Genomic DNA, 23,894 nt, shown 5'->3' on the forward strand with positions numbered 1-23,894 from the left:
GTTACGGCAGGAATGCCTGATTCCTGATGCTGCCTGATTCCTTATCAGCTCTTCGGTGCTGCTGCAGTCGCTGCCGGTGCGTTGGCGGCGGCTTGCTGCTCGACGTTCTTGCATTCGTTGGCCAGTTGCTGGCCCTTCTTGGAGTCCAGCAGCAGGCCCTTGGCCGGGATGCCGATCCACACCAGGCCGACCTTGCGGTTTTCGAAGCGGTTGGCGCCGGTGGTGGTTTCCACACGGGTCAGGCGGTGGATCCGCTTGTTCCAGCGGATGGCGATGTGCTTGTCGTCGGCCGCGTTCTTCCAGATGGTCAGCTTGTTGCCCAGTTCGCAGTTGAAGTCGGCGGAGAGGGTGCCGCCCAGTTCGGGTTCGCTGTCGTCGTCTTCGGCATCCGACGAGAACGGCATCTTGGCGGCCGGGGCGGCCGCTGCTGCTGCGGCAGCCTTCTTGGCCGGGGCCTTCTTCACGACTTTCTTCTTGGCGGCGGTCTGCTCCTGGGCGTTTTGCGCCTGTGCAGAGGGCAGGCCGGCGGCGGCGAACAGGGCGCCGAGCAGGGCGATTGCGGTCAGTTGTTTTTTCATGGATGCGGGTTTGGTTACTGAGAAGTTGAAGGGGAATCGCCGGCGGCAAACCAGAGCGCCGCTTGCGGCGGCAGCGCCACGCCAGCGGCGTGGGCGCGTTGCAGGATGCACCAGAAATAGCGGTAGCTTGCCCGATCGTGCAGATTTCCTTCGTGCTGGATCGGTCCCCATTGCACTGCCTGGGCTTTGAGCAAAATTTGTGCCGCCTGGCCGGCTTCCTCGACGGAAGGCGACATGGCGTGCACGATCGGCCTGATCTGGTCCGGATGAATGCTCCACATCCGGGTATAGCCGAATTCCTGTGCCGCGCGTCGCGCATCGTCGGCGACGGCGGCGGGATTCTTGATGTCGGTCGTCACGTTGTGCGACGGCGTCTTGCCGTGCGCGTGGCAGGCGGCGGCGATTTCCAGCTTGGCGCGGCGCACCAGCGGATGGTCGAACTGGCCGGGAGAGCGCATCGCGGCGCCCGGAATCGCGCCGTAGTGCGCGGAGACGAAATCCATCACGCCGAAGGAGAGCGATTCGACCTGCGGCAGCGCCGCGATCTTCCACACGTCGGCCAGCGCGCCGTGGGTCTCGATCAGCACATGCAGCGGCAGCGCATGGCGCCCGGCCGCGAGGCAGGTGTTGTTGATGGTTTCCAGCGCATGCAGCACATCGTTGACGCCTTCGACCTTGGGCAGCATCACGAAGGCCAGCTCGCGCGCCGCGGCCGAACAGATGATGGCGACGTCCTGCGCGAAGTGCGGGCTGCCGATGTCGTGCACGCGCACGCCGATGCGGCGGTGGCGGTTGTCGGGGCTCTTGACCAGCGAGGCGACCAGTTGCGCGTGTGCGGCTTCATTGCCGGCGCTGGCGCCATCCTCGCAGTCGAGCGTGATGTCGAATACGGGGCCGAGTTCCTGCTGCAGGGCGATCGATTTGCGCATCAGCTTTTCGGAGCCGGCGTAGTGATCGCAAACCGGAAGCGAAACCGGTTGCTGCGCACCTGGGAACAAGACCTGGGAGGGATGCATTGCTGCGGAATGAATGGTTGTGTATTCAGTGAAAACTGCGCGGCGGCGGCAAGCCGCACGCCGCGCTTGAGTCGATTAGCCGACCAGGTGCTTGACGCCTTCGCGCTCTTCCATCAGCTCCTTCAGGGTGATGTTGATGCGCTCTTGCGAGAATGCGTCGATTTCCAGGCCCTGGACGATCTTGTACTCGCCGTTTTCGGTGGTCACCGGGAAGCCGAACATGGTGCCTTCGGGGATGCCGTAGGAACCGTCGGACGGGATGCCCATGGTGGTCCACTTGCCGTTGGTGCCCAGCACCCAGTCACGCACGTGGTCGATGGCGGCGTTGGCAGCCGAAGCAGCCGACGACAGGCCGCGCGCTTCGATGATCGCGGCGCCGCGCTTGCCGACGGTCGGCAGGAACACGTTGGCGTTCCATTCCTGGTCGTTGATGGTGTCCTTCACGGACTTGCCGTCAGCGGTGGCGAAGCGGTAGTCGGCGTACATGGTCGGCGAGTGGTTGCCCCACACGCACAGCTTCTCGATGGCCGAGACCGGCTTGCCGATCTTGGCGGCCACTTGCGACAGGGCGCGGTTGTGGTCCAGGCGCAGCATGGCGGTGAAGTTCTTGGCCGGCAGGTTGGGGGCCGACTTCATGGCGATGTAGGCGTTGGTGTTGGCGGGGTTGCCGACCACCAGCACCTTGACGTCGCGCGAAGCCACGGCGTCCAGTGCCTTGCCTTGCACGGTGAAGATCTGGGCGTTGGCTTCCAGCAGGTCCTTGCGTTCCATGCCGGGGCCGCGCGGACGGGCGCCGACCAGCAGGGCGATGTCGGCGTCCTTGAACGCGGTCATCGGGTCGCTGTGGGCGGTCACGCCGGCCAGCAGCGGGAATGCGCAGTCGTCGATTTCCATGATGACGCCCTTGAGCGCCTTCTGCGCTTTTTCATCAGGAATTTCCAGCAGTTGCAGGATGACCGGCTGGTCTTTGCCGAGCAGGTCGCCATTGGCGATGCGGAACAGCAGGGAGTAACCGATTTGACCGGCGGCGCCGGTGACGGCGACACGCTTTGGGGCTTTAGCCATGTGAATCTCCAAAAGAGGTGATGAAAAAAAGCATTCCGGACTGCATCGAAGCGCACGTTGCGGTTGCGTCGCGTCGAAAACCAGGCGCGGCGGGCCGTCTGCGGTTGCTTCACATTTGCGCAAATAACTTGTGCGAGTTCCTCGTATTCTTGCCAGACCGCCATGATACCGTCGAAAGCGCAGGGCGTCAGTCGCTTTCGCGCGGGCCATTGCCGGCTGCTCGAAAAGGGGCTGCATTCATGTCCGGCTCGCATAAAAATGCGGGGCGCCGGGTCGTTAAATGCAATCGATTCTCGTTATCGTTGGTGTGGCGGAAGTTCGCGTCACGCCTGCGTTGCGGCTTTTCAGGTTGCTCGCGAGTGTAGGCTCGCGAGGGGCGCATGTCAATCAATATCTTATGTCTTATATAAGACATATTATTGCATCATTTGTGCTGGACGCCGGAGTCGGTTTTGTGGTGAAATTCGGGGTTATGAGCTCGATCCTGTCCAATTCGAACAACGGTGACGCGCAAGGCGTGGGATCGGGTGTCGCCAGTCCGGCCCCGACCTTCAGTCCGTTGTACCAGCAGATCAAGGCGCTCATCATGCAGCGCCTGGAAGCCGGCGAATGGAAGCCGGGCGAGCTTATCCCCAGCGAAGTCGAATTGGGCAGCCGTTTCAAGGTCAGCCAGGGAACGGTGCGCAAGGCCATCGACGAGCTGGCGGCCGAAAACCTGGTGGTGCGGCGCCAAGGCAAGGGCACTTTCGTCGCCACCCACCACGAAACGCAAGCGCAATTCCGCTTCCTCCGCCTGATGGCCGACAGCGACGAGCCGCAGCGTCCGGAAAACAAGATCCTCGAAGTCAAGCGCGTGCGCGCGCCCGCCGAAGTGGCGCGGCAGCTGGATGTGAAGTCCGGCGACTCGGTCATTTTCATCCGGCGGGTCAAATACTTTAACGGCGTTCCCATCATCCTCGAAGAAATCTGGCTCCCGGGCGCGATCTTCAAGGGGCTGACGGCCGAGCGCCTGGTGGAATATAAAGGGCCGTTGTACGGCCTGTTCGAGTCGGAATTCGGGACACGCATGATCCGCGCCGAGGAGCGCATTCGTGCCGTGGGGGCGGATCCGGAATCTGCGGAAATCCTGGGAGTTCCGCCCAACACGCCGTTGTTGAGTGTGGAGCGTGCCTCGTTTACCTATGGCGACAAGCCGGTGGAAATGCGGCGCGGGCTGTATTTGACGACAAATCATCATTACCAGAGCGAATTGAGCTGACGTCTGGCCGGAGTGCCCGGTTTCGCGTCTCCTGGCGCGGGAATCGGGCGCGTCCTGTCCCTTTGTTGTGCTGCAAAGCGGAATAATGTTGGTGACGATTTGTAAAATCGGCGAAAATTGCAAGATTGTTTTAATCTGAGGAGAACCTTGTATGTCTGAAGCCGCTAAACCACAACGGCCGCAATTTCGTAACATACACCTTACCCAAATTGCCGGTTACCGTATGCCGCTGGCTGCCCTGGTGTCGATCATGCACCGTATCAGCGGGCTGTTCCTGTTCCTGATGCTGCCGTTTATCCTGTATCTGCTGGATAACAGCCTGCTCTCCGAGGGCACCTTCGCGCACCTCAAAGGCTTCGCCTCCAACTGGTTCGTCAAGCTGGTCATCCTGGCCCTGTCCTGGGCTTACCTCCACCACTTCTGCGCCGGCATCCGCCACCTGATCATGGATAACCATATCGGCCTGGACAAGGACAGCGCGCGCAAATCCTCGGCTACGGTCCTGGTCGTCAGCATCGCGCTGATGGTCCTGGTTGCATTGAAACTGTTCGGAGCATTCTAAAAATGGCTGATAACAACAATATCGGACCCAAGCGCCTCGTCGTCGGCGCCCACTACGGCCTGCGCGACTGGATCGCGCAGCGCGCCACCGCGGTCGTCATGGCGATCTACACCGTGATCCTGCTGGTGTGCTTCTTCACTTCCACGCACTTCAGCTACGAAGGCTGGGGCGCGCTGTTCTCGCACCAATGGTTCAAGATCGCGACCTTCGCCGCGTTCATGGCGCTGTTCTTCCACGCCTGGATCGGTGTGCGCGATATCTGGATGGATTACGTCAAGCCGGTCGCCCTGCGCCTGGTCTTGCAAGTTGCCACGATCGTGTGGCTGATCGGTTGCGCAGGCTATGCCGCGCAGATTCTGTGGAGAATGTAAATCGTGGCTGCTATCAAATCCACAATCACTACCCGCCGCTTTGACGCGGTCATCGTTGGCGCCGGCGGTTCCGGCATGCGCGCCTCCCTGCAACTGGCGGAAGCCGGCCTGAACGTGGCCGTGCTGTCCAAGGTCTTCCCGACCCGCTCGCACACCGTGGCCGCGCAAGGCGGCATCGGCGCTTCGCTGGGCAACATGTCGGAAGACAACTGGTACTGGCACATGTTCGACACCGTCAAGGGCTCGGACTACCTGGGTGACCAGGACGCCATCGAATTCATGTGCCGCGAGGCGCCGAAGGCGGTCTACGAGCTGGAGCACTTCGGCATGCCGTTCGACCGCAACCCAGACGGCACCATCTACCAGCGTCCGTTCGGCGGCCATACCGCCAACTTCGGCGAAAAGCCGGTGCAGCGCGCCTGTGCCGCCGCCGACCGTACCGGTCACGCGCTGCTGCACACGCTGTACCAGCGTAACGTGCGCGCCAAGACCCACTTCTTCGTGGAGTGGATGGCGCTGGACCTGATCCGCAACGAAGAGGGCGATGTCCTCGGCGTGACCGCGCTGGAAATGGAAACCGGCGAAATCATGATGCTGCACGCCAAGACCACCCTGTTCGCCACCGGCGGCGCAGGCCGTATCTGGGCCGCATCGACCAACGCCTTCATCAACACCGGCGACGGCATGGGTATGGCGGCACGCGCCGGCCTGCCGCTGCAGGACATGGAATTCTGGCAGTTCCATCCGACCGGCGTGGCCGGCGCGGGCGTGCTGATCACCGAAGGCGTGCGCGGCGAAGGCGGCATCCTGATCAACAGCAACGGCGAGCGCTTCATGGAGCGTTACGCGCCGACCCTGAAGGACCTGGCGCCGCGCGACTTCGTCTCGCGTTCGATGGACCAGGAAATCAAGGAGGGTCGCGGCGTCGGCCCGCACAAGGACCACGTGCTGCTGGATCTGCGCCACATCGGCGCCGACACTATCAAGAAGCGCCTGCCGTCGATCCTGGAAATCGCCCACAAGTTCGCCAACGTCGATGCGACCAAGGAACCGATCCCCGTCGTGCCGACCATCCACTACCAGATGGGCGGTATCCCGACCAACGTGCACGGCCAGGTGGTCGTGCCCAAGGGCGGTTCGATGAAGGAAGTGGTGCAGGGCATGTACGCCATCGGCGAATGCGCCTGCGTCTCGGTGCACGGCGCCAACCGCCTGGGCACCAACTCGCTGCTGGACCTGGTGGTGTTCGGCCGTGCCGCCGGCAACCATATCGTCGGTTCCAAGCTGCAGGACCAGAGCCACAAGCCGATCCCGGCCGGCGCGCTGGACCGCTCGCTGGAGCGCATCGCCCGCATGGAAAACAGCACCGGTTCCGAGCGCGTGCAGGACGTCGCCAACGACATCCGCGCCACCATGCAGAAGTACTGCGGCGTGTTCCGCACCGATGCGCTGCTGCAGGAAGGCGTCAAGAAGATCATGGAGCTGGACGAGCGCCGCAAGCATGTCTCGTTCAAGGACAAGTCCAAGGTGTTCAACACCGCCCGCCAGGAAGCCCTGGAACTGGACAACCTGATCGAAACCGCCAAGGCCACCATCACGTCGGCCGCGGCTCGCAAGGAATCGCGCGGCGCCCACGCGCACAGCGACTACGAACACCGCGACGACGAGAACTGGCTCAAGCACACGCTGTGGTTCTCCGAGGGGAATCGTCTCGACTACAAGCCGGTCAACATGCAGCCACTGACCGTCGAGACATTTAAACCTAAAGCACGTACTTTCTAAGAGGTCGCAACATGACTCGCACTTTGAAATTCAAAATCTACCGTTACGATCCGGACAAGGACGAGAAGCCGTACATGCAGGACCTGACGGTCGAACTGAAGCCGACCGACAAGATGCTGCTCGACGCGCTGCAACGCATCAAGGCCGACGTGGACGACTCGCTGGCGCTGCGCCGCTCGTGCCGCGAAGGCGTGTGCGGTTCGGACGCGATGAACATCAACGGCAAGAACGGCCTGGCGTGCATCACCAACCTGAACGAGCTGACCGAACCCATCGTTCTGAAGCCGCTGCCCGGCCTGCCGGTCATCCGCGACCTGATCGTCGACATGACCAACTTCTTCAAGCAGTACGACTCGATCAAGCCGTACCTGATCAACGACAGCATCCCGCCCGAGAAGGAGCGCCTGCAGTCGCCCGAGCAGCGTGAAGAACTGGATGGCGTGTACGAGTGCATCCTGTGCGCCTGCTGCTCGACTTCCTGCCCGTCGTTCTGGTGGAACCCGGACAAGTTCGTCGGCCCGGCCGGCCTGCTGCAGGCCTACCGCTTCATCGCCGACAGCCGCGACGAAGCCACCGGCGCCCGCCTGGACAACCTGGAAGACCCGTACCGCCTGTTCCGCTGCCGTTCCATCATGAACTGCGTCGACGTCTGCCCGAAGGGTCTGAACCCCAACGCGGCCATCGGCAAGATCAAGGAACTGATGGTGCGCCGCGCGGTGTAAGCGCGCAGTTGTAGCATTGCAAGAGCAAGCGGACCGCCTGCGGGCGGTCCGCAGCGGGAAGCGGGCAGGGCAAGGCAGGTCTGGCCAAGCCCCGGAACCTCCCGCCGCCGGCCCGGAACGCCGGAATTCGGTAGTATCAGAAACTGAAAGATTTGAAGTGAGCGAGTTCATGACTGAACGTCACCAGGATGATCCGGCAAAGCGCGCGCGCTTGCGCTGGCGGGCACGCCGGGGCCTGCTGGAGAACGACCTGATCCTGACCCGCTATCTCGACGCCAACGAGGCGCGGATGAGCGACGAAGAGGTCGATGCGTTTTCGCGGTTGATGGACCTGACCGACAACGACCTGATGGACTTGCTGCTGGCTCGCAAGGAGCCGGAGGCGGCAGTCGACCTGCCGCACGTGCATGCGTTGTTGAAGAAACTTCGTACGGCCTGATTTTGCGCCTGGCCACAAGCCAGACGGATTTTGCTCGAACGCGGCCTGTTTTGTTCACGCCACCCGGCGCATCGGATCACGGATGTCGCCAGGCAGTGCGGCCGCGGTTTTGATTAACGGTTTCACCATCCCAGCAAAAGGAACAGCTATGTCCAACACCGATATCAAAGCTACCCTGTCGTTCTCCGACGGGTCTCCATCCGTAGATTTTCCCATCTACAAGGGCACCATCGGCCCTGACGTGATCGACATCCGCAAGCTGTACGCAGGCACCGGCAAGTTCACCTACGACCCCGGCTTCATGTCGACCGCTTCCTGCAACTCCTCGATCACCTACATCGACGGCGACAAGGGCGAACTGCTGTACCGCGGTTATCCGATCGAGCAGTTGGCCGTGAACTGCGACTTCCTGGAATCGTGCTACCTGCTGCTGCACGGCGAGCTGCCAAATGCCGCCCAGAAGAAAGAATTCGTCGGTACCGTGACCCAGCACACCATGGTGCACGAGCAGATGAACTTCTTCTTCCGCGGTTTCCGCCGCGACGCGCACCCGATGGCGGTGCTGACCGGTTCCGTGGGCGCGCTGTCGGCCTTCTACCACGACTCGCTGGACATCTCCAACGCCAACCACCGCGAAGTGTCGGCCATCCGCATGATCGCCAAGCTGCCGACCCTGGTGGCCATGGCCTACAAGTACAGCATCGGCCAGCCGTTCGTCTATCCGCGCAACGACCTGTCGTACACCGCCAACTTCATGCGCATGATGTTCGCCAACCCGTGCGAAGAGTACAAGGTCAATGAAGTGCTGGTGCGCGCGCTGGACCGCATCCTGATCCTGCACGCCGACCACGAGCAGAACGCCTCGACCTCGACCGTCCGCCTGGCCGGTTCCTCGGGCGCCAACCCGTTCGCATGTATCGCCGCCGGCATCGCCTGCCTGTGGGGCCCCGCGCACGGCGGCGCCAACGAGGCCGCCCTGAACATGCTGGAAGAAATCGGTTCGGTCGACAAGATCCCCGAATTCATCAAGCAAGTGAAGGACAAGAACTCCGGCGTCAAGCTGATGGGCTTCGGCCACCGCGTCTACAAGAACTACGACCCGCGCGCCAAGCTGATGCGCGAAACCTGCTACGAAGTGCTGAACGAACTGGGCCTGCACGACGACCCGCTGTTCAAGCTGGCCATGGAGCTGGAAAAGATCGCGCTGGAAGACGACTACTTCGTGTCCCGCAAGCTGTACCCGAACGTCGACTTCTACTCGGGCATCGTCCAGCGCGCGCTGGGCATCCCGACCTCGATGTTCACCTGCATCTTCGCCATGGCCCGCACCATCGGCTGGATCGCCCAGTGGAACGAGATGATCTCCGATCCGGAGCAGAAGATCGGCCGTCCCCGCCAGTTGTTCGTCGGTTCGCCGCGCCGCGACGTGCCGCCGATCGACAAGCGCTAAGCATGCGCGAGTCCGCCGGCCGTGTTGGCGGGCGGACAACAAAGCACGTTCGTACGCCCGTTCCTTCCCATCCGGAAGGAAGGCGAGGAAGGGCGGAAGGCATGTGCGGCGCGGTTTTGCAGGCGGGTGTTGGCGGTTTGAAACGCCCGCCGCAGGCGGCAGCAAATAAAAAAGCGAATCCTGTTGGATTCGCTTTTTTATTGGAGAGAAGGATATATAATTCCGACAGCGCTGGCTGGATGACGTGTAACAAACAGAATTTCAGGTAGACAAAAGTCCTTCCCCCACAACTTGATGCAATCCGCTAACCGGTCAGGCCGTGTCGCGGAAGGTGTAGAAACCCGCTAATCTCGCGAAACGCGAAGAAAGGTGAGCAAATGACGAAGCTCTACGAGCAATACAACATCAACTCCTACCTCTTCGGTGGGAACGCTCCGTACCTGGAAGAACTGTACGAAGCGTATCTGAACAATCCCGGATCCGTCCCCGACAACTGGCGCGCCTACTTCGACGCAGTCCAGCACGTTCCCGCCACCGATGGCTCGAACCGTCCCGACGTCGCCCATGCTCCTGTGATCGCCTCGTTCGCCGAGCGCGCCAAGCAAGGCCCGATCCGCACCGTCATCGCCTCCGCCGATTCCGACATGGGCCGCAAGCGCGTCGCTGCCACCCAGCTGATCGCCGGCTACCGCGACCTCGGTTCCCGCTTCGCCAACCTGGACCCGCTGCAACGCCAGGAACGCCCCAATATCCCTGAACTCGATCCTTCCTTCTACGGCTTCACCGATGCCGACATGGACATCGTGTTCAACATCAACAACACCTATTTCGGCCCGGAGACCGCATCGCTGCGCGACCTGCTGCAGATGCTGCGCGACACCTACACGCGCTCCATCGGCGCCGAGTTCACCTATATCTCGGACATGGCCGAAGTGCGCTGGCTGGAAGAGCGCCTGGAGCCGACCCGTGCCGTGCCCAGCTTCTCGGCCGAGAAGAAAAAGCACATCCTGGAGCGCCTGACCGCGGCCGAAGGCCTGGAACGCTACCTCCATACCAAGTACGTCGGCCAGAAGCGCTTCTCGCTGGAAGGCGGCGAGTCGTTCATCGCCTCCCTGGATGAAACCATCCAACGCGCTGGCGAAAACGGCGTGCAGGAAATCGTCATCGGCATGGCCCACCGCGGCCGCCTGAACGTGCTGGTCAACATCCTGGGCAAGACCCCGCAGGAACTGTTCTCCGAATTCGAAGGCCACCACGCCGACGACCTGCCGGCCGGCGACGTCAAGTACCACCAGGGCTTCTCGTCCGACGTCTCGACCCCTGGCGGCCCGGTCCACCTGTCGCTGGCGTTCAACCCCTCGCACCTGGAAATCGTCAACCCGGTGGTGGAAGGTTCGGTCAAGGCCCGTATGGACCGCCGCGGCGACAAGGACGGCTCGCAAGTGCTGCCGATCCTGGTGCACGGCGACGCCGCCTTCGCCGGCCAGGGCGTCGTGATGGAAACCCTGAACCTGGCGCAGACCCGCGGCTACGGCACCGGCGGCACGGTTCACATCGTCATCAACAACCAGATCGGCTTCACCACCTCCGACCCGCGCGACTCCCGTTCGACGCTGTACTGCTCGGACGTGGTCAAGATGATCGAAGCACCGGTGCTGCACGTCAACGGCGACGATCCGGAAGCCGTCGTGTTCGCGACCCAGATCGCTGTCGACTACCGCATGAAGTTCAAGAAGGACATCGTGGTCGACATCATCTGCTTCCGCAAACTGGGCCACAACGAGCAGGACACCCCGGCGCTGACCCAGCCGCTGATGTACAAGAAGATCGCCCAGCACCCCGGCACCCGCAAGCTGTACGCCGACAAGCTGGCTGCGCAAGGCACCATCCCCGCCGACGGCGGCGAAGCGCTGGTCAAGGAGTTCCGCGCCGCGATGGACGCCGGCAAGCACACCATCGACCCGGTGCTGACCAACTTCAAGAGCAAGTACGCGGTCGACTGGCTGCCGTTCCTGAACCGCAAGTGGACCGACGCGGCCGAAACCGCCGTGCCGCTGGCTGAACTGAAGCGCCTGGGCGCCAAGATCACCACCATCCCCGAAGGCTTCAAGGCGCACTCGCTGGTCGAGAAGGTCATCAACGACCGCGCCGCCATGGCCCGCGGCGAGATGAACCTGGACTGGGGCATGGGCGAACACCTGGCCTACGCCTCGCTGGTGTCGTCCGGCTATGCCGTGCGCCTGACCGGCCAGGACGCCGGCCGCGGCACCTTCGTGCACCGCCACGCCGTGCTGCACGACCAGAACCGCGAGCGTTGGGACGCCGGCACCTATGTGCCGCTGCAAAACGTCGCCGAGAACCAGTCGACCTTCACCGTCATCGACTCCGTGCTGTCGGAAGAAGCGGTGCTGGGCTTCGAATACGGCTACTCGACCGCCGAACCCAACACCCTGACCATCTGGGAAGCCCAGTTCGGCGACTTCGCCAACGGCGCCCAGGTCGTGATGGACCAGTTCATCAGCTCCGGCGAAGTGAAGTGGGGCCGCGCTTCGGGCCTGGTGCAGATGCTGCCGCACGGCTATGAAGGCCAGGGTCCCGAGCACTCCTCGGCACGCCTGGAGCGTTACCTGCAGCTGTGCGCGGACAACAACATGCAAGTGGTGCAGCCCACCACCGCCGCGCAGATCTTCCACCTGCTGCGCCGCCAGATGATCCGCCTGTTCCGCAAGCCGCTGATCATCATGACGCCGAAGTCGCTGCTGCGTAACAAGGATGCCGGCTCGCCGCTGTCCGACCTGGCCAAGGGGTCGTTCCAGACCGTGATCCCGGAAGTCGACGAGTCCATCGACGCCAAGAAGGTCAAGCGCGTGATCGCCTGCTCGGGCAAGGTGTACTACGACCTGGTCAACGCCCGCAAGGAACGCGGCCAGAACGACACCGCCATCATCCGTGTCGAGCAGCTGTATCCGTTCCCGCACAAGGCGTTCGCCGCTGCCCTCAAGCAGTTCCCGAACTTCAACGAGCTGGTATGGGCGCAGGACGAGCCGCAGAACCAGGGCGCATGGCTGCAGATCCAGCACAACATCTTCGAGAACCTGTCCGAAGGCCAGAAGCTGGCTTATGCCGGCCGTCCGGCCAGCGCATCGCCTGCCGTGGGTTACTACGACAAGCACTATGCGCAGCAGAAGGCCCTGATCGAAACCGCCTTCGCCAAGCTCAAGGGCTTTGTCCTGACCAAGTAATCATTGCTGCAAACCAGGCGCGCCCGCGAGGGCGGGGCGCCTGTGTTTCATAAAAACGAATCACCCGAATCGGAGAAATATAAATGGCTCAAATCGAAGTAAAAGTCCCGCAATTATCAGAATCCGTTGCTGAAGCGACCCTGCTGCAGTGGCACAAAAAAGTGGGCGAACAAGTTGCACGCGACGAAAACCTGATCGACATCGAAACCGATAAAGTCGTGCTGGAATTGCCGGCCCCGGACGCAGGCGTGATCGTCCAGGTCATCAAGGCTGACGGCGCTACCGTCGTCGCCGGCGAAGTCATCGCCATCATCGATACCGAAGCGTCGGCACAAGCCGGCGCTCCTGCCGCCGCAGCCGCTCCGGCGCCGCAAGCCGCCGCTCCCGCCGCCGCTGCCGCCGAACCCGCCAACAAGGGCAGCGTCGCCATGCCGGCCGCCGCCAAGCTGCTGGCCGACAACAACCTGTCGACTTCGCAAGTCACCGGCACCGGCAAGGATGGCCGCGTGACCAAGGGCGACGTGCTGGGCGCCCTGTCCGCACCGGCGGCAGCGCCTGCCGCAGCCGCCAAGCCGGCGCTGGCAGCAGTTGCCGCACCGGTTGCCGCCGGCCTGGAAAACCGCCCGGAACAGCGTGTGCCGATGAGCCGCCTGCGCGCCCGCGTGGCCGAGCGCCTGCTGCAATCGCAAGCGACCAACGCCATCCTGACCACCTTCAACGAAATCAACATGCAGCCGGTCATCGACCTGCGCAACAAGTACAAGGACAAGTTCGAGAAGGAACACGGCGTCAAGCTGGGCTTCATGTCCTTCTTCGTCAAGGCGGTCGTGCACGCGCTGAAGAAGTACCCGATCGTCAACGCTTCGGTTGACGGCAACGACATCGTCTACCACGGCTACTTCGACATCGGCGTGGCCGTCGGTTCGCCGCGCGGCCTGGTGGTGCCGGTCCTGCGCGACGCCGACCAGATGTCGATCGCCGCCATCGAGAAGAAGATCGGCGAATTCGGCCAGAAGGCCAAGGACGGCAAGCTGTCGATCGAAGAACTGTCGGGCGGTACCTTCACCGTCTCCAACGGCGGCACCTTCGGTTCCATGCTGTCGACCCCGATCATCAACCCGCCGCAATCGGCGATCCTGGGCATCCACGCCACCAAGGACCGCGCCGTGGTCGAGAACGGCCAAATCGTGATCCGTCCGATGAACTACTTCGCGCTGTCCTACGACCACCGCATCATCGACGGCCGCGAAGCCGTCCTGTCGCTGGTGGCGATCAAGGAAGCGCTGGAAGATCCGGCCCGTCTGCTGCTCGATCTGTAATCGGCAATAGGTAAGGAAAGGGGCGCGAACGGCAGGAACACCGAATCGGTTTCTCGCTGTTCGCGCCTTTCTCATTGCGGCCTGTGTGGCGCGCAAACAAACGAATCAGGAAAAACACATGAGCAAGAATTTTGACGTGGTCGTCATCGGCGGCGGCCCCGGCGGTTACATCGCCGCCATCCGCGCAGCGCAACTGGGTTTCAACACCGCTTGTATCGACGAGTGGAAGAACGACAAGGGCGGTCCCGCTCCGGGCGGCACCTGCACCAACGTCGGCTGCATCCCGTCCAAGGCGCTGCTGCAATCGTCCGAGCACTATGAGCATGCCAGCCACGGCTTCGCCGAGCACGGCATCGAAGTCAAGGGCCTGGGCCTGAACCTGGACAAGATGCTGGGCCGCAAGAACACCGTGGTCAAGCAGAACAACGACGGCATCCTGTACCTGTTCAAGAAGAACAAAGTGTCCTTCTTCCACGGCCGCGGCTCCTTCGTCAAGGGCGACGCCAACGGCTACGAGATCAAGGTGGCCGGCGCCGCTGAAGAAACCATCACCGCCAAGCACGTGATCGTCGCCACCGGTTCCAATGCCCGCGCATTGCCGGGCGTGCCGTTCGACGAGCAACTGATCCTGTCCAACACCGGCGCGCTGGCCATTACCGAAGTGCCGAAGAAGCTGGGCGTGATCGGCGCCGGCGTGATCGGCCTGGAAATGGGCTCGGTGTGGCGCCGCCTGGGCGCGGAAGTGACCGTGCTGGAAGCGCTGCCCGCATTCCTGGGCGCAGTCGACGAGCAGATCGCCAAGGAAGCGCAGAAGCTGCTGACCAAGCAGGGCCTGAACGTGAGCCTGGGCGTGAAGATCGGCGAGATCAAGGCCGGCAAGAAGAGCGTCACCGTGGAATACACCGACAGCAAGGGCGACGCGCAAAAGGGCGAGTTCGACAAGCTGATCGTCTCCATCGGCCGCACTCCCAACACCATCGGCCTGAACGCCGAAGGCGTGGGCCTGAAGCTGGACGAGCGCGGCTTCATCGCCGTCGACGGCGACTGCAAGACCAACCTGCCCAACGTGTGGGCGGTGGGTGACGTCGTGCGCGGCCCGATGCTGGCGCACAAGGCGGAAGAAGAGGGCGTCGCGGTTGCCGAGCGCATCGCCGGCCAGCACGGCCACGTCAACTTCAACACCATCCCCTGGGTCATCTACACCTCGCCGGAAATCGCCTGGGTCGGCAAGACCGAGCAGCAACTGAAGGCCGAAGGCGTGCAGTACAAGGCCGGCACCTTCCCGTTCCTGGCCAACGGCCGCGCACGCGCGCTGGGCGATACGTCGGGCATGGTCAAGTTCCTGGCCGACGCCAAGACCGATGAAATCCTGGGCGTGCACATTGTCGGCCCGATGGCATCCGAGCTGATCTCGGAAGCCGTGGTCGCGATGGAATTCCGCGCTTCCTCGGAAGACATCGCCCGCATCTGCCACGCCCACCCGTCGCTGTCCGAAGCGACCAAGGAAGCGGCGCTGGCGGTCGACAAGCGCGCGCTGAACTTCTGATGCGCGATCAATGCGACAATACGCCCCACGCGTATTGCTGAGCATTGATTTGTTGCTGCAATGGGCGAGCCTGGCTCGCCCATTTTTGTTTTAAGAGAATTTCCTATGGATGTCCGTCAATTCTACGAACACTCGCTGGCCGAGCGCGGCTATCGCTCCGACGAGGCGCAGTTGCGCGCGATCGGCCGCCTGCAGCAGGCGTATGAGGAGTGGGTCGCCTACAAGGCGCAGCGCGCGTCGGCTTTCAAGCGCCTGATCAGCCGGCCCGCGGTGCCGCGCGGCGTGTACATGTGGGGCGGCGTGGGCCGCGGCAAATCCTTTTTGATGGACAGCTTCTATTCGGTGGTGCCGGTGGTGCGCAAGACGCGCCTGCACTTCCACGAATTCATGCGCGATGTGCACCGCCAGCTGGATGAGTTGAAAGGCATCGCCGATCCGCTGGACGAAGTCGCCAAACGCATCGCCAGGAAATACCGCCTGATCTGCTTCGACGAATTCCACGTCTCCGACATCGCCGACGCGATGATCCTGTACAACCTGCTCAAAGGCTTGTTCGACAACGGCGTGTCCTTCGTGATGACCTCCAACTACGAACCGGGCACGCTGTACCCGGACGGCCTGCACCGCGACCGCATGCTGCCGACCATCGCGCTGCTCAAGGAAAAGCTGGACGTGATGAACATCGACGCCGGCATCGACTATCGCAAGCGCGTGCTGGAGCAGGTCAAGGTCTACCACACGCCGCTCAACGCGCAGACCGACGAGGAACTGCGCCAGGCTTTCGCCGCCGTCGCCGAGACCGCCGATGAGGACCCGCGCGTGCATATCGAGGCACGCGAGATCCGCGCCTTGCGCCGCGCCGGCAGCGCCATCTGGTTCGACTTCGCCACCCTGTGCGGCGGCCCGCGTTCGCAGAACGACTACCTGGAGCTGGCCAGCCAGTTCCAGACGGTGATCCTGTCGGACATCCCGCGCATGTCGGCGGCGATGTCGTCGGAGGCGCGCCGCTTCACCTGGCTGATCGACGTGTTCTACGACCACAAGGTCAAGCTGATCATGTCGGCGGCGGTGGAGCCGGACGAGCTTTACACCGTTGGTACCCTGTCCAACGAGTTCCACCGTACCGTTTCACGTATCATTGAGATGCAGTCGAAAGAGTATTTGGAGGCGGATCGCCGCATTGTGGCGGACCGGCTGTCCTGATTAACCAGAGAGTGGACAAGAATTACATGCAAGGTTTCTTCGCTGATGCCAACGGTGTTTCCCGTTTTCTTTGCGGCCTGTCGCTGATGCTGGCGGCGGGCTGGAGTTCGGCCCAGACGGCCGCGCCCGAGGGGGCGCCGGCGATGTCGAAGGAAACGTTCGAGGCGCTGGAGGCGCGCGCGCCGCTCAACCAGCGCTATCCCGCGGGCTCGATCAAATCCCGCGAGGTCGCGCAAAAGGCGCTGGCCGAGGCGGACGAGGACCGGAATGCGCTGGCCATCCGCTACATCATCGACCAGCGCGCCTGCTACAAGAAATTCCTGGTGTCGTCCTGCCTGGAAGAGGCCAGGGAACGCAAGCGCGTAGCTGAAAGCAATATCAAGCAGGTAGAGATCGAAGCCAATACCTACCAGCGCCAGGCCAACGTGGACGAGCGCGACCAGGCCCTGGCCGAGCAACGCAAGCAGGACCAGGCGGACGCCGCGCGCCGCCTGCAGGAACAGCAGCAGAAAGAAGCCGATTCGGCGCGCAAGGTGCAGGAGAGCGACGCCAAGCGCGAGCAGGTACAGCAGCGCATCGACCAGGGCCAGGGGCAGTCGCCGGATTACCGCATCCGCGAGCATGAGGCCAAGGTGCGGGAGCAGCAGGCCGAGGATGCGGCCCGTGCGCCCGAACGCGCCGCCAATGCGGCGGCCCGGGAGCAGCGCATCAAGGATGCCGAAGCCCATCGCCAGGAAGTGGAGCGCAAGAAGGCCGAGAACGAACGGGAGCGCGCCGAACGCAAGCAGCGCCAGGCCCAGCCGCCGGCAGCGCCCCAGTAACGCGCCTGTCCCGCCGGCGGCGATTGTTGGCGCGGCGCGGCTGGATTACACTATCTCAACCATTTGCCAGGAAGCGCATTCAGCTATCCACCATGACCAGCACGCATCGCGAAGACATCCAGCGCCGTATCATCGAACTTGAAGTCGAACACCGCGATCTCGACAGCGTGATCGACATGCTCATGCGTGATGCGCGTTCGGAAGACCTGCAATTGCGCCGGCTGAAAAAGCGCAAGCTGCAACTGAAAGATCACATTTCCCTGCTGAAGATGCAGCTGGTTCCCGACATCCCGGCGTAATTCCCTCGCCCGGGCGAGGGGACGCCGGCCCGGGCATGTTTCCATCCGGCCACCCGGCCTGTCTTCGGCTGCGGTTCGCCGCGCCGACTCCGCGTAAAATAGAGGTTTGCCGTATGCGGCAAACATAGGCCGGCGAGTCCGCCATTCCGTTTTCTTATCCCGACAGGTTTGCTGCAGTGAGTGCTCCAGAAGATACCGCCGTTCCGGAAACACCAGGTATCCATGATGCCGAAATCGAACAATTGTTCGGCGCCGGAGGGGCGCTGGGCGGTAGCGTAGGCAGCTACCGGCCGCGCCATTCGCAGACCGAGATGGCCAAGGCGATCGCCTCGGCCATCGCCAACCAGGGAACCCTGATCGCCGAAGCCGGCACCGGCACCGGCAAGACCTTCGCCTACCTGGTGCCGGCATTGCTGTGGGGCGGCAAGGTGATCGTCTCCACCGGCACCAAGACGCTGCAGGACCAGCTCTACACGCGCGACATCCCGACCGTGCGCCGCGCCTTGCAGGCGCCGGTATCGGTGGCGCTGCTGAAGGGGCGTTCCAATTACGTCTGCCATTTCCACCTTGAGCGCACGCTGCAAAACGGCCGCCTGACCGCGCGCGAGGACGTCGGCTACCTGCGCGAAATCTCGCGCTTCGTCAAAACCACCTCTTCCGGCGACAAGGCTGAGCTGTCCCAGGTGCCAGAGACGGCTTCGGTCTGGAACCTGGTCACTTCCACCCGCGACACCTGTTTCGGTTCCGAGTGCCAGTACTACCAGGATTGCTTCGTCATGAAGGCGCGCAAGGAAGCCCAGCAGGCCGACGTGGTGGTGGTCAACCACCACCTGTTCTTCGCCGACGTCGCGCTCAAGGACACCGGCATCGCCGAGCTGCTGCCGGCGGCCAACACGGTGATTTTCGACGAGGCGCACCAGTTGCCCGAAACGGCCACGCTGTTCTTCGGCGAGACGGTGTCGACCTCTCAGGTGTTGGAATTGTGCCGCGACGTGCTGGCCGAAGGCCTGTCGCACGCTCGCGACGGCGCCGACTGGGCGCGCCTGGTGGCGCCGGTGGAGCGGGCCGCGCGCGACTTGCGGCTGGTCTTCCCGGAAGACTCGGTGCGCCTGGCGCTCAACCAGATCGCCGCCTCCAGCCCGTTCTTCCCGGCGCTGGATACGCTCAAGGACTGCATGGACGACATGATCGCCGTGCTGGAAAAGCAGGCCGAGCGCGCCGAGACCATCCAGCAATGCCGCGACCGCGCCAAGGAAATCCTGTACCAGCTGGAAAACTGGAACGGCCCGTTGGAAGCGGCCCCGGCCAAGCCCGCGGCGGGCAAGAAAGGCGACGGGGAAGAACCGCCCCAGGAAAAGCAGTTCTACGTGCAATGGGTGGAGGCTTACGCGTCGTCGCTGCAGCTGCACCGCACGCCGCTGTCGATCGCCCCGATCTTCAACAAGCAGCGCGAAGGCACGCCGCGCTCATGGATCTTCACTTCGGCCACGCTGGCGGTGAAGCGTGACTTCAACCACTATGCGGCCCAGATGGGATTGTGGAACGAGCCGGCCCAATCCTGGCCGAGCCCGTTCGACTACGAGCGGCAGGGCATCCTGTACGTGCCGCAAAACCTGCCGCAACCCAATTCCTTCGAATACACCGACGCCGTCATCGACGCCGCCTTGCCCATCATCGAAGCCGCCGGCGGCCGCTGCTTCTTCCTGTGCACCACATTGCGCGCGGTCAACCGCACCGCCGAGCGCCTGCGCACCGAGTTCGAGGCGCGCAAGCTGCCTTATCCGCTGTTCGTCCAGGGCGAGGCCGGGCGCACCGAACTGCTGGACCGTTTCCGGGCCGCCGGCAACGGCGTGCTGATCGGCAGCCAGAGTTTCTGGGAGGGCGTGGACGTGCGCGGCGACGCGCTGTCGCTGGTGATCATCGACAAGCTGCCGTTCTCGCCGCCGGACGATCCGGTGCTGGCCGCGCGCATTGCCGAGATGGAAAAGCAGGGCATGAACGGTTTCGTACACCACCAGTTGCCGTCGGCCATCATCAACCTCAAGCAGGGCGCGGGGCGCCTGATCCGCGACGAGGGCGACCGAGGCGTGCTGATGATCTGCGATCCCCGCATCATCACCAAGAACTACGGCCGCCGCATCTGGCAGAGCCTGCCGCCGTTCAAGCGCACCCGCGAGGCCGCCGTGGTGCAGGAATTCTTCCGCCAGCAGGCCGCTGCCCGCGTGGCGGAAGAGGCCGCCGCGCAGCAGCCTGAACCGGACCTGGCCTGAGAGATGTCGAGCCTGACTTCACTGGTGCCGGTCAGGGCCTCCGAACTGGCGCTGGGAATCGCTTCTCCCTGGCCCATCTACAACCAGGCCGGCGAACTGCTGCTGGCGCGCGGCACCATCATCGAAACCCAGGGGCAACTGGACGGGCTGGTCGAGAACGGCCTGTACCGCAATGCCAACTGGGTCAGCGAACCCGATACCGAGTCGGTGCCGCTGCCGCAATCGCGCGACGAGCTGCGCAAGAAGCTGGCGGAAGGCAAGCCCCCCTTGAAGCCTGCGGCCGCCGTGCGCGGCGCCGAGAGCGTGATCACGCTGGACCAGGTGCGCTGGCAGATCGGCGATACCTTGTGGCTGCAATTCAAGGACGATGCCCAGCAGCGCTACAGCGTCAGCCTGGTCGGCTGTCTGCCCAACAAGAGCGTGCTGGTGACCGCGCCGATGAAGGACGGCAAGCAACTGTTCATCCGCGAAGGCCAGGCCCTGGTGGTGCGCGCGCTTTCCGGCAAGCGTGCCTATGCCTTCAGCGCGAACCTGGTCAAGTATCAGCAGACGCCATTCGTGTACCTGCATTTGTCGTGTCCGCGCGAAGTGCGCAGCACCGTGATCCGCCGGGATGCGCGCGTACCGGTCAGCGTGGAGGGATTCCTGTCCTTGGGCGGCGCCAGTCCCTTGCCGGCCAGGATGGTGGACTTGAGCATGGGCGGGGCATCGCTGGTGGCGCCGACGCTGCCGGGGCGGGTTGCGGCGCAGAAAGGGGCCAACGGGCAACTGCGTTTCGTCGCTTCGGTGGCGGACCAGCAACTGAACCTGGAGCTGCCGCTGGTATTGCGCGCCGCCGAGCCTGCGGGCGATCCGGATCACCTGAAGTACGGGGTCGAGTTTGCCGGGCTGGCCGTGCGCGACAGGCTGGTGCTCTCGGCCTACGTCTATCAGGAGTTGAGCGCGCAGGAATAGTGGCCTGCGGCAGCGGCGCCGAACGTCGGCGCGGCGCGATTTTGTCTGCCGAGGCGCGGATTGTTGACCCCGGGCTTCGGTTAAAATGCAGCCAATGAAAATCCTGATCAGCAACGACGATGGCTACCTCGCGCCCGGCATCAATGCCCTGGCCGAAGCGCTTGCGCCCATCGCCGACATCACTGTCGTCGCGCCGGACAGCAACCGTTCCGGCAGTTCCAATTCGCTCACGCTGGATCGCCCGCTGTGGGTGGAGCAAGCCGCCAACGGTTTCTACTATCTCAACGGCACGCCGTCCGATTGCGTCCACGTGGCGCTGACCGGGCTGCTCAAGGAGCGGCCCGACCTGATCGTCTCCGGCATCAACCAGGGACAGAACATGGGCGACGACACGCTGTACTCGGGCACCGTCGCGGCAGCGACCGAAGGTTTCCTGTTCGGCATCCCGTCGATCGCTTTTTCGCAGTTGCACAAAGGCTGGGCGGAGCTGAAAGCGGCGGCGCGCATCGCGCGCGAAGTGGTCGAGCGCCAGTTCGACGCCTTGCCCAAGCCGTACCTGCTCAACGTCAATATTCCCAATCTGCCCTACGAAGAACTGAAGGGGTGCGTAGCCACGCGCCTGGGCAAGCGCCACATGTCCGAGCCGGTGCACAAGCTGACCGACCCGCACGGGCGCGACCTGTACTGGATCGGCCCGGCGGGCGCGGCCAAGGATGCCGGCGAGGGCACCGATTTCCACGCGACCGCGCAGGGCTATGTCTCGGTTACCCCGTTGCAGATCGACCTGACCCACAACGCCCAGCTGGACAACCTGAAGAAAGCGCTTGCATGAGCGAAAAGCCGAGCCGCTTTCCGCTGAGCCTGTCCTCGGTGGTCGACAAGAAAAAGAACGGCGTCGCTTCCGCCAAGACGGCGGCCGGCGGTGTGCGGCCGCAAGCCACCACGCAGACCGCTGCGAAGAATGCGGCGCTGTCTTCGCAGCGAACGGAACGTTCCGTGCCCAAGCCGCTCAATCCGGTACAGCAAGGACTGTCGCAGGCCTTGCGTCCCCAGCCTGCGCCGCTGCCGGCAGCGGCCCGGCCGCAGGCGCCGGTACAACCGCTGTTGAGCGCCGCCCCGGCGCCCAGGACGGCGGTCAGGAATGTGATGACGGTTACCCAGACCAACAATTCCAGCCATGCCTCGCCGCTGGCATCCGAAGCGGTGCGCCGCGCGATGGCGGCGCGCGTGGCCAAGCAGGGCGTGGCCGATGCCAAGGTGCTGGCCGCGCTGGAGGCGGTGCCGCGCCATATGTTCGTCGAGCCGGGGCTGGCCAGCCAGGCCTATATCGACGCTTCCCTGCCGATCGGCCACCACCAGACCATTTCCCAGCCTTATATCGTGGCGCGCATGATAGAAATCATGCGCCAGAACGGCAACGGCGGCCGGCTCGACCGCGTGCTGGAGATTGGCACCGGCTGCGGCTACCAGGCGGCGGTGCTGTCACGGGTGGCGGGGGAGGTGTATTCGATCGAACGCATCAAGCCGTTGCATGAACTGGCCAAGAACAATCTGCGGCCGTTGAGAATCGCAAATATCCGCTTGCATTACGGAGATGGTATGCTTGGCTTGCCCCAGGTGGCGCCGTTCGACGGCATCATTTTGGCCGCGGCAGGCCTCGAGGTGCCGCAAGCCTTGCTGGAGCAACTGGCAGTAGGCGGCCGTCTGGTGGCGCCGGTGGGCGCGCGCCAGCAAGTGCTTGAGCTGATCGAGCGCGTAGGCAAAAACGAATGGAGCAGCACGACCATGGAGCAGTGCCATTTCGTGCCGTTGCGGCCGGGAACGGTGTAAGGCGGAGCTGGCGAGCGTGCGCCTATTGGCTCGTTATAGGATGGATTGGCGCCAGTATCAAGATCGGCGGCAAATTGTCGAAACCGGCACAGGGTGGGAGCGGCAGGCATGCGCGACGGCGGTGTTGCCCTGGATGAACTTCTCGCGCAGGCAGCGAGTCAACTAGCGTTGTACAAAATTTACAGTAAGAGCATGAAGAAAATTCGTTTGGCTGTGTTGGGGAGCGTCGTTGGGATATTGGCTGCTTGCAGCTCGGCGCCCAAGCAGCAGGCACCGGTGGTCGAGCGTACCAGCAGCGGCAAGGCGGCCGATGCGGCACCGGCGTCGGCGGCTCCCGCAGCTCCGGCCGGGCGCGGCTACTACACGGTGAAGAAGGGCGACACCCTGTATCGCATCGCGCTGGAGTCCGGCCAAAACTATCGCGACATCGTCAGTTGGAACAACCTGACCAACCCGAACGATATCAAGGTCGACCAGGTGTTGCGCGTGGCGCCGCCTGACGGCAACGGCGGCCAGGCGCAGACGGCGGCTGTCGCCGCGGCGCCGGCCTCTGGCATCGAAGTCAAGCCGCTGGGAGCGCCAGGCGCGGCACCGGCGGCCGGTGCTGCCGGCGCGTCGAACAAGACCGGTCCGCGCGGCGACAAGCGGGCGTATTCCGACAGCGCGCTGGCGGAACTGGAGAAGCCGGACTCGGCGAATGCGCCGGCTGCGGCCGCAGCCGCTTCGCCTGCGGCGCCGTCCAAGGCTGAGCCCGCCCATCCGGCCGAAAAACCGGTGGCGCCGGCGGCAAGCGAGGACGAGGGCGTGTCCTGGATGTGGCCGGCCGATGGCAAGGTGGTCGGCACCTTCGAGGGCGGCAAGAAGGGCCTGGACATCGCCGGCAAGTCCGGCCAGGCAGTGATGGCCGCCGGTGCGGGCAAGGTCATGTATGCCGGCAGCGGCATCCGCGGCTACGGCAACCTGGTGATCATCAAGCATACCAATAACCTGTTGTCGGCCTACGCGCACAACAAGACCATCCTGGTCAAGGAAGGCCAGAGCGTGACCAAGGGGCAGAAGATCGCCGAGATGGGCAACTCCGACAGCGACAATGTGAAGCTGCACTTTGAAATTCGCCAGCAGGGCAAGCCTGTTGATCCTTCCAAATATTTACCGCCACGGTAGCTT

The 23,894-nt window shown here is 63.5% G+C and carries 21 protein-coding genes; 18 read left to right on the forward strand and 3 right to left on the reverse strand.

The features are described from left to right. Positions 1 to 44: 44 nt before the first annotated feature. The 3 genes from J7548_RS00560 to J7548_RS00570 form a co-directional block, all read right to left on the reverse strand. Positions 45 to 578 (reverse strand): hypothetical protein, encoded by a 534-nt coding sequence (locus tag J7548_RS00560; RefSeq protein ID WP_290968899.1) that lies wholly within the window; start codon positions 576 to 578, stop codon positions 45 to 47. Positions 579 to 592: 14 nt separating this feature from the next. Continuing rightward, entirely contained in the window at positions 593 to 1,594 is a 1,002-nt protein-coding gene (locus J7548_RS00565; protein WP_290968901.1) for an aldolase/citrate lyase family protein, read from the reverse strand. Positions 1,595 to 1,669: 75 nt separating this feature from the next. Continuing rightward, entirely contained in the window at positions 1,670 to 2,659 is a 990-nt protein-coding gene (locus J7548_RS00570) for a malate dehydrogenase (RefSeq protein WP_290968904.1), read from the reverse strand. A 472-nt stretch (positions 2,660 to 3,131) separates the two neighbouring features. On the opposite strand from J7548_RS00570, the gene J7548_RS00575 reads away from it, so the two are divergent. The 18 genes from J7548_RS00575 (at position 3,132) to J7548_RS00660 (ending at position 23,891) form a co-directional block, all read left to right on the forward strand. Next, positions 3,132 to 3,917, forward strand: a complete 786-nt coding sequence (locus tag J7548_RS00575) for a GntR family transcriptional regulator (protein ID WP_290971526.1) — start codon at positions 3,132 to 3,134, stop codon at positions 3,915 to 3,917. A gap of 151 nt (positions 3,918 to 4,068) precedes the next feature. Next, the gene (gene sdhC / locus J7548_RS00580) at positions 4,069 to 4,479 is read left to right on the forward strand and encodes a succinate dehydrogenase, cytochrome b556 subunit (RefSeq protein WP_290968907.1); all 411 of its coding nucleotides are present in this window, start codon (positions 4,069 to 4,071) and stop codon (positions 4,477 to 4,479) included. A 2-nt stretch (positions 4,480 to 4,481) separates the two neighbouring features. After that, positions 4,482 to 4,850 (forward strand): succinate dehydrogenase, hydrophobic membrane anchor protein, encoded by a 369-nt coding sequence (gene sdhD, locus J7548_RS00585; protein ID WP_290968910.1) that lies wholly within the window; start codon positions 4,482 to 4,484, stop codon positions 4,848 to 4,850. Positions 4,851 to 4,853: 3 nt separating this feature from the next. After that, on the forward strand, positions 4,854 to 6,632 hold the full coding sequence (gene sdhA / locus J7548_RS00590) for a succinate dehydrogenase flavoprotein subunit (protein ID WP_290968913.1): 1,779 nt from the start codon (positions 4,854 to 4,856) through the stop codon (positions 6,630 to 6,632). 11 nt (positions 6,633 to 6,643) lie between these two features. Continuing rightward, positions 6,644 to 7,354 (forward strand): succinate dehydrogenase iron-sulfur subunit, encoded by a 711-nt coding sequence (locus tag J7548_RS00595; RefSeq protein ID WP_141916252.1) that lies wholly within the window; start codon positions 6,644 to 6,646, stop codon positions 7,352 to 7,354. A 169-nt stretch (positions 7,355 to 7,523) separates the two neighbouring features. Then, complete coding sequence (locus J7548_RS00600) at positions 7,524 to 7,793, forward strand: succinate dehydrogenase assembly factor 2 (protein ID WP_290968925.1); 270 nt, start codon at positions 7,524 to 7,526, stop codon at positions 7,791 to 7,793. 148 nt (positions 7,794 to 7,941) lie between these two features. Further along, on the forward strand, positions 7,942 to 9,243 hold the full coding sequence (gltA, locus tag J7548_RS00605) for a citrate synthase (RefSeq protein WP_290968927.1): 1,302 nt from the start codon (positions 7,942 to 7,944) through the stop codon (positions 9,241 to 9,243). Between the two features lie 377 nt (positions 9,244 to 9,620). Beyond that, complete coding sequence (locus J7548_RS00610; protein ID WP_290968930.1) at positions 9,621 to 12,485, forward strand: 2-oxoglutarate dehydrogenase E1 component; 2,865 nt, start codon at positions 9,621 to 9,623, stop codon at positions 12,483 to 12,485. Between the two features lie 83 nt (positions 12,486 to 12,568). Beyond that, complete coding sequence (gene odhB, locus J7548_RS00615) at positions 12,569 to 13,804, forward strand: 2-oxoglutarate dehydrogenase complex dihydrolipoyllysine-residue succinyltransferase (RefSeq protein WP_290968934.1); 1,236 nt, start codon at positions 12,569 to 12,571, stop codon at positions 13,802 to 13,804. 118 nt (positions 13,805 to 13,922) lie between these two features. Further along, a complete protein-coding gene (lpdA, locus tag J7548_RS00620) occupies positions 13,923 to 15,350 on the forward strand; it encodes a dihydrolipoyl dehydrogenase (RefSeq protein ID WP_290968937.1) in 1,428 nt (475 codons plus the stop codon). 105 nt (positions 15,351 to 15,455) lie between these two features. Then, positions 15,456 to 16,553, forward strand: a complete 1,098-nt coding sequence (zapE, locus tag J7548_RS00625; protein ID WP_290968939.1) for a cell division protein ZapE — start codon at positions 15,456 to 15,458, stop codon at positions 16,551 to 16,553. A gap of 26 nt (positions 16,554 to 16,579) precedes the next feature. After that, a complete protein-coding gene (locus tag J7548_RS00630; protein ID WP_366004584.1) occupies positions 16,580 to 17,374 on the forward strand; it encodes a hypothetical protein in 795 nt (264 codons plus the stop codon). Between the two features lie 92 nt (positions 17,375 to 17,466). Beyond that, a complete protein-coding gene (locus J7548_RS00635; RefSeq protein WP_290968945.1) occupies positions 17,467 to 17,673 on the forward strand; it encodes a YdcH family protein in 207 nt (68 codons plus the stop codon). A gap of 176 nt (positions 17,674 to 17,849) precedes the next feature. After that, on the forward strand, positions 17,850 to 19,943 hold the full coding sequence (locus J7548_RS00640; protein WP_290968948.1) for an ATP-dependent DNA helicase: 2,094 nt from the start codon (positions 17,850 to 17,852) through the stop codon (positions 19,941 to 19,943). 3 nt (positions 19,944 to 19,946) lie between these two features. Next, positions 19,947 to 20,897, forward strand: a complete 951-nt coding sequence (locus tag J7548_RS00645) for a flagellar brake protein (protein ID WP_290968951.1) — start codon at positions 19,947 to 19,949, stop codon at positions 20,895 to 20,897. Positions 20,898 to 20,991: 94 nt separating this feature from the next. After that, entirely contained in the window at positions 20,992 to 21,729 is a 738-nt protein-coding gene (gene surE / locus J7548_RS00650) for a 5'/3'-nucleotidase SurE (RefSeq protein WP_290968954.1), read from the forward strand. Next, the gene (locus tag J7548_RS00655; RefSeq protein ID WP_290968957.1) at positions 21,726 to 22,727 is read left to right on the forward strand and encodes a protein-L-isoaspartate(D-aspartate) O-methyltransferase; all 1,002 of its coding nucleotides are present in this window, start codon (positions 21,726 to 21,728) and stop codon (positions 22,725 to 22,727) included. Before surE ends, J7548_RS00655 begins: the two co-directional genes overlap by 4 nt. 192 nt (positions 22,728 to 22,919) lie before the next feature. After that, positions 22,920 to 23,891, forward strand: coding sequence for a peptidoglycan DD-metalloendopeptidase family protein (locus tag J7548_RS00660; RefSeq protein ID WP_290968960.1), 972 nt, complete (start codon positions 22,920 to 22,922; stop codon positions 23,889 to 23,891). Positions 23,892 to 23,894 lie beyond the last annotated feature (3 nt).

This window comes from Herbaspirillum sp. (genome assembly GCF_017744395.1).
GTDB lineage: Bacteria > Pseudomonadota > Gammaproteobacteria > Burkholderiales > Burkholderiaceae_D > Herbaspirillum.